This is a genomic window from Azospirillum sp. FG154 (assembly GCF_057809575.1).
This window is the reverse complement of sequence record NZ_JBMDKF010000076.1, coordinates 1-313: the sequence shown is the minus strand read 5'-3', so window position 1 is coordinate 313 and position 313 is coordinate 1. Positions and strand designations below refer to the sequence as shown.

At 74.4% G+C, this 313-nt stretch carries 1 pseudogene; it reads left to right on the top strand.

What is annotated here, in order from left to right:
• Window positions 1–313, top strand: a pseudogene (locus ACODS4_RS28175) (AMP-binding protein); the annotation flags it as partial.

The window sequence follows — 313 nt, the reverse complement described above, 5'->3', positions numbered from 1 at the left end:
CGCCTGTGGGACGCCGGAACCGACGCCGCCTTCCTCGCCGCCTACGCCGCCGGAAGCGGCATCGACCCCGAGGCGCTGCGCCGGGGGCTGGCCGGTCGGCTGCCCGCCGCCATGGTCCCCGCCAGTCTGCTGACGCTGGACGCCTTGCCGCTCAACCCCAACGGCAAAATCGACCGCGACGCCCTGCCCCGCCCCGGACGCCCCGCCGCCGCCAACCGGCAACCGCCCCAGGGCGACGCCGAACACTGGCTCGCCGCGCTCTGGCAAGACCTTCTCGGCGTTCAGGACGTCGCCCGCGACGATGATTTCTTCG